We start from the raw sequence: 6,141 nt of genomic DNA, 5'->3' as shown, positions 1-6,141 counted from the left end.
AGGTTACGGATGTGTCCTACCTGGCGGATTATTTTGTCATCTCCACTGGATTTTCCCGTACCCAGGTCCGGGCGATCGCCGACAATATTGAAAAGCAGGTGGAACTAGTCCACGGTCAACTGCCTACCCACACGGAAGGCAACAGTGAAAGCATTTGGGTGCTACAGGATTTTGGCGATGTTCTTGTCCATACCTTTATGCCAGAGGAACGGGAATTTTATAAGCTAGAAGCCTTTTGGGGCCATGCCCAGGAACAAACTTTAGCTGATATTGCCACGGCGATCGGCATTGCCTACAATCCCCCCACTTCTGCTTGAAGACTATTTTGACAACTTCGTGAAACCCTAAGTTTGGCGGCAGACTAGATAAAATTCCGCCGGCATTGGGTTACTAAGGAAGCACAGAGGGACTCCGCCAAAGGGTTCTGAGAAGTCCTCTGCATAACCATTCCTAGTCAGGATTTCAGCAATAAAAAGGTGACACTGCCCAGGCCGGCGATCGCCGTGTAAAGCCAACGGATCAACCGTGGCGTGGAAGCCATGGCCAGGATGGTTAGCAGAAATACGTCCAGAAAAACCCGACTGTAGTTGAGGTAATAATTCAAAATGTAAAAGCTGGCCACCAGTAACAGCCCGCCATAGAGCCAGCCGCCATAGGTCAGGGTGATATTGTCTCGACGCTGGGGCAGAGTGAGCCAAACTAACAGGGCCAGGGTAAACAGCAATAAAAACCAAAGGAAGGCTTCGTACAGATTGTTAGCGGTCAGCCCCGTTTGGATTAGGTTCTGAAATTTTTCCCCGATGCCCACCAATGGCCAACCAAAATTGCCGGTACCACTGCCCCCTGGTAACTGCCGCCCATGGATATAGCCCAACCAGAGAGTTAAGGGAAGCAAACTGAGTAGTAAGACCCCCATCGATCGCCATTGCCGTTTTTGCCCCAGGGTTAAAGCAATAGCCAGCCAGATAATTAGGGTCGTTTCCCTCGTTAATAATCCCAAAGTGAGGAGGAAGGGCACCAACCACCACTTTTTATTTTGATGGGGGGGAAATATTGCTTGGCAGACCACTGCCCCCAAACTAAAAATGCTGGCCAGTAGGTCCGCGGTGGAGAGAAATAACACCATCCACACCCCCGGAATTGCCAGCACGGCCAAGGCTCCCATGGTTTTCTGTTTTTGATCTTGAAAGTAAAACGCAGTTAACCCTGTACAAACGGCGATCGCCACAATGTTAATGAATACCAAAGCCCAGGGAATTAACACTGGATTGCCCAAACCGAGAACATAGCCCAGTAGAGGATAAAGAATGCGGCGGTAACGATAGCTGGGGTGATCCAAAGCGGCAATGGAGTCTGGATTATGCAAGCCCGGATCCAGGGCAATGGTCAAGAATTGCTGGCCGTCATAGCCCAATTCCCCTTGATAAATTAATGTTTCCGCCGGATTCAACAACGGGGACAGGGGCAACACCGACCCAATGCGGAAAAAGCCTGTAATCTGGCCGTCAAATTTAGCCCAATAAAAATAGCTCGCCACGGCGATCGCCAGCCCTAAGGCCACCAACATCGCTTGATAAATGTCTTTACGACCAATGTTTTGAGCAATCTTTTCCACGGCGATCGGGTTGGGATGGTAATAGCAACAGCCACAGTGAGTGAGTTTCCTCCTAGCTTTACAGAAGGAAAACCAAGGCCGATAGCCTCTGATGCTATGCTAGATCGAGTCTATTTTTAACAATATTTTTTAAGTTTCATGACTGTTTCGACCTCTGCTCCCACAGTTCGGATAGGCTCACGGAAAAGCCAGCTAGCCCTCGTGCAAACCTATTGGGTGCAGGAAGAATTGCAAAAGCACTTCCCCGATCGCCAATTCGATGTCGAAACCATGGAAACCCAGGGGGATAAAATCCTCGATGTGGCGCTAGCAAAAATTGGGGATAAGGGACTATTTACCCAAGAACTTGAAGACGGGATGTTGGGAAGAAGAACCGATTTGGCTGTTCACTCCCTCAAGGATTTGCCCACCAATTTACCAGCAGGCTTGATGCTCGGTTGCGTCACTAAACGGGTCAACCCTGCCGATGCTTTGGTTTTAAACGCCAAACACCAAGGCAAAGACCTGGCTTCCCTGCCGGAAGGGGCTGTGATTGGAACTTCTTCCCTCCGCCGTCTGGCCCAACTGCGCTACCACTTTCCCCATTTAACTTTTAAGGATGTGCGGGGCAACGTTAATACCCGTTTGGCTAAGTTAGATAGCAATGAGTACGATGCCATTATTTTGGCCGCCGCTGGTTTGGAACGGTTAGACATGGCCAATCGTATCGACCAACTCATTCCCCCGGAAATTTCTCTCCATGCGGTAGGTCAAGGGGCCTTGGGCATTGAGTGTCGGGACGGTGATCAGGAAATTCTCAGTCTGTTAAAAGTGTTGGAAGACGAAGATAGTCGAGATCGTTGTCTGGCCGAACGGGCCTTTTTACGTCAATTGGAAGGGGGTTGCCAAGTGCCCATTGGGGTTAATACCCATTTAGATGGCGACAATTTAACCCTTACTGGCATGGTGGCCAGTTTGGATGGCCAAAGGTTAATTAAAGATACCCTCAGTGCTCCTCGGAACGAAGCGGAAAAATTGGGTCAGGATCTTGCCTTCAAACTCCGGGAACAGGGCGCCGGGGAAATCCTAGCGGAAATTTTGGCCGAAGTGGGACGGGGATAGGCGATCTAGTTCTGGCTGGAGAGTGGGACTGTAAACTTGGAGGTACAAGGTTGCCCGTTGCTGATGGGGGAATGATGCCCTGACCTTTATTTATTAACGGTATTAACGGCAACAGCTTCGGTGACGAGATGCTCGTCTTTACTCCTCCCGGTCAAGCACCATGGTTAATTCTGATCGTCAAGAACGATTAGCCCAATTAAAAAGCCAATATCCCCAAAAGTTTGTCCCCACCGCTGAAATTTTTAGCCATCTTCATCGTGGCGATCGCCTATTTATCAGCACGGCCTGTGGGGAACCTCAATACTTGGTGCAGGAGTTGGTTAACTATGTGCAGGCCCATCCCAAATCCCTATTTGATGCGGAAGTGCTCCAGGTCTGGACCCTCGGTTTAGCGCCCTATACCGATAGCAAATTTGCCAAAAACTTCCGCCATAATTCCTTTTTCATTGGCCACCACACCCGTAGCGCCGTTAATGAAGGCCTAGCAGACTATACCCCCATTTTTCTTTCCCAAGTACCGGGATTATTTGAGCAGGGATTTGTGCCCATCGATGTGGCCCTAATTCAAACTTCCTATCCCGATGACCATGGCTACGTTAATTTGGGGGTGAGTGTGGATATTGTCAAAGCGGCAGTGGAGCAAGCGTCTTTGGTCATTGCCCAAATGAATAGCCAAGTGCCCAGAATCCATGGGGATGGGTTCATTGCCCTGGAAAAATTGGGCTATATCATTGCCCATGATGAACCGCTGTTGGAATACCAAATGGAGCGGGACAATATTCTCGCCGGCCGCATTGGCAAATATGTCGCCAGTTTGATTCAGGATGGGGATACGATTCAAGTGGGTTATGGCAGTATTCCCGACGCAGTGTTGAGTTATTTAAGCAACAAGAAAAATTTGGGGGTGCATACGGAATTAATTTCCGATGGGCTCGTACAACTGCTTAAAAGTGGAGCGGTAAATAATAGTCAAAAAACGAGAAATCGGGGTAAAGTGGTGGCAACTTTTTGCATGGGCAGTCGGGATACCTACGACTATTTGAACGATAATCCTGCGGTGGAATTTCGCACCGTTGATTACACCAATCATCCCATTACCATTGCCCACCACGACAATATGGTGGCCATCAATAGTGCCCTAGAAATTGATTTGACAGGACAGTCCACCGCCGAATCCCTGGGCAGTAATTTTTACAGTGGCATCGGTGGCCAGGCCGATTTCATGCGGGGAGCGGTCATGGCCAAGGGGGGGCGCACCATTTTAGCCCTGGAATCCACCGCCGAAAATGAAACTATCTCCCGCATTGTGCCTTTTCTCCGGGAAGGGGTGGGCATTACCCTCAATCGGGGGGACATTCATTACGTGGTCACGGAGTATGGCATTGCCTATCTCCACGGAAAAAATATTCGGGAACGGGCCATGCAGTTAACGGCGATCGCCCATCCCAAATTTCGCCCTTGGTTAATTGAGCAGGCGAAAAAGCATCATTTAATTTATGCTGACCAGGCTTTTATTACCGGACAACAGGGGGAATATCCTGAACATCTGGAAACCTATCGCACCACCCGCACCGGGCTGGAATTATGGCTTAGACCAGTGAAATTTAACGATGAACCTAACTTAAAAGATTTCTTTTATGCCCTTTCCGACGAAAGTTTGGTGCGACGTTTTATGTCTGTGCGCACTGATATGCCCCACCAAAGACTACAACAGTTTTCTGTGATTAACTACAACGAAGAAATAATTATCCTGGCGATCGTCAAGCAACAACATCAAGAGGTCATTGTCGGGGTTGGTCAGTATGCCCTTAACGAAGATAGCCACACAGCGGAAGTGGCCTTTGTTGTGCGGGATGACTACCACCAACAGGGCATTGGTACTTTATTGTTGAATTATTTGACCCAATTGGCCAAAAAACAAGGTCTACTCGGTTTTACCGCCGATGTTTTGCTGGAAAATCGGGCCATGTTGCGCCTATTCGAGAAAATGAATTTTCGCCTAGAACGATGTATGAGTGACGGGGTTTATGAATTAAAAATGTTTTTCAATTAGGAAATTTGCTCGTCATTGCAACTTCTTGCGGTTGACTTCGTCCCCATCGTCTCACTGCTAGCCAATCTTTTGATCTGATTAATCCTGAAGTCCACCATAAATTGGGCTAAACTCAATGGCAAAGTCATTTAGGAGTGAACAGAAATCGATGTTCTTTAATCTTTCTCTCAAAAGTATAAATATATTGACTGTGTTGGGTTTGATTACAACCCCCATGGTCATCTTTGCTCCCCCTAGTTATAGTCAGGAGAGACAAATCATCACAGCGGAGCAACGGCAGGAACTTATTGCTACATCCGAGCAGATTTTAAGCCTAATTAACGCAGGCCAGTACGCCGCCGCCCTGGATTATCTGGTGCCAGAGAGTAAGGATTACATTACACCCGAACAGATCAAGGCCATCTGGGAAAATGAAATCATCGCCAAGGATGGCGCTTTTGAAGAAGTTGTCACAGCCAAAGTAATCGATGTTGTCAATGCTGACATTGTCATCCTCAATGCTAGATTTGCTAACATCAGTGAAAATATTCAGTTTATTTATAATAAAGAACAGCAATTAATTGGTTTTGGTGTTCCAAGCAAACAGAGCATTGATGCCATCGTTACATCTTTTATTAATAACTTAGCTACGGGGGAATACGGCCTAGCTCGTAGGTATTTTAGTCCCCTGTTTAAAACAGAAATTTTTCCAGCTAAACTTGAAGAAGAATGGCAAATTGAGTTAAATCAATATGGTAAATTTAAGGGTATTAAAGATATTGTTGTCCGCCCAGGGGTAACATTAAGTGAGCCAGACTTGGCCATTGTTACCCTCGAATTTGAGCAGAGTACCAACGATTACTTTATTTTATTTGATAATCAAACTGCCATTATCAACATAGATTTTGTTACCGATTAATTTACCAAGGTGTAGATGAAGCTTCCCCCTAGGAGACCTATTCAATGCAGTGATGGGCAGCCTAGGGGAGACCGTTGTCAGCTCCGCACCCAGTTTATTAAATTAAAAATGTTGGTTAATTTTCCTCAAGAATGTATTTGAAAATTTCATCTAATTCTCCAAGCTTTGGAGAAAAATAGATACGAATATTGTCTTATTGTCAGACTTTTAGGGGACAAACTAAAACTTTCTAAGTAAGCTCAGGTCCCACTTGATAACAGGGAAAATTTTTCGAGAAGTGTGACTTTTTACACTGGGGCTTTAGGGTTAATTTTATCAGTCCGCTGGTCTCACTCCATAGCTCATACCCCTCTTCCATCAATCTAGGCAGATGAATGGCAGAATATGTCCCATGAATTGACCAAATATCTTAATCGATCTAGCTCATTAACTTTATTAAAAAGCTTGGTCAACTCATCTAAAACATGGGTAAAT

Annotated in this window: 5 protein-coding genes; 4 read left to right on the top strand and 1 reads right to left on the bottom strand. The window is 46.6% G+C overall.

Features of this window, described 5'->3' with window-relative positions:
- The coding region (gene rsfS / locus IQ219_RS15850; protein ID WP_194073243.1) for a ribosome silencing factor at nucleotides 1–317 on the top strand (317 nt) is incomplete at its 5' end.
- 137 nt (nucleotides 318–454) lie between these two features.
- Here the strand turns inward: rsfS and IQ219_RS15845 are convergent.
- Complete coding sequence (locus IQ219_RS15845; protein ID WP_368667620.1) at nucleotides 455–1,615, bottom strand: AZOBR_p60025 family cell surface glycopolymer formation protein; 1,161 nt, start codon at nucleotides 1,613–1,615, stop codon at nucleotides 455–457.
- Between the two features lie 138 nt (nucleotides 1,616–1,753).
- Between IQ219_RS15845 and hemC the strand changes: the two genes are divergently transcribed.
- The 3 genes from hemC to IQ219_RS15830 all read left to right on the top strand — a co-directional run bounded on the left by hemC (nucleotide 1,754) and on the right by IQ219_RS15830 (nucleotide 5,667).
- Nucleotides 1,754–2,716: a hydroxymethylbilane synthase gene (gene hemC, locus IQ219_RS15840; RefSeq protein ID WP_194020784.1), complete on the top strand. Its 963-nt coding sequence runs from the start codon at nucleotides 1,754–1,756 to the stop codon at nucleotides 2,714–2,716.
- Between the two features lie 160 nt (nucleotides 2,717–2,876).
- Nucleotides 2,877–4,769: a GNAT family N-acetyltransferase gene (locus tag IQ219_RS15835; protein ID WP_194073242.1), complete on the top strand. Its 1,893-nt coding sequence runs from the start codon at nucleotides 2,877–2,879 to the stop codon at nucleotides 4,767–4,769.
- Nucleotides 4,770–4,917: 148 nt separating this feature from the next.
- Nucleotides 4,918–5,667, top strand: coding sequence for a DUF3887 domain-containing protein (locus IQ219_RS15830; protein WP_194020782.1), 750 nt, complete (start codon nucleotides 4,918–4,920; stop codon nucleotides 5,665–5,667).
- Nucleotides 5,668–6,141 lie beyond the last annotated feature (474 nt).

Source organism: Synechocystis sp. LEGE 06083 (assembly GCF_015207725.1).
In the GTDB taxonomy this organism is placed as follows: Bacteria; Cyanobacteriota; Cyanobacteriia; order Cyanobacteriales; family Microcystaceae; genus Synechocystis; species Synechocystis salina.
Note: the sequence above shows the minus strand (reverse complement) of the source record. Positions and strands in the feature narration are given on the sequence as shown.

What these genes read in the sequence shown, in the direction of transcription:
- hemC (WP_194020784.1), top strand. Translation starts at nt 1,754, where the DNA reads ATGACTGTTTCGACCTCTGCTCCCACAGTTCGGATAGGCTCACGGAAA.
- IQ219_RS15830 (WP_194020782.1), top strand. Translation starts at nt 4,918, where the DNA reads ATGTTCTTTAATCTTTCTCTCAAAAGTATAAATATATTGACTGTGTTG.
- IQ219_RS15835 (WP_194073242.1), top strand. Translation starts at nt 2,877, where the DNA reads ATGGTTAATTCTGATCGTCAAGAACGATTAGCCCAATTAAAAAGCCAA.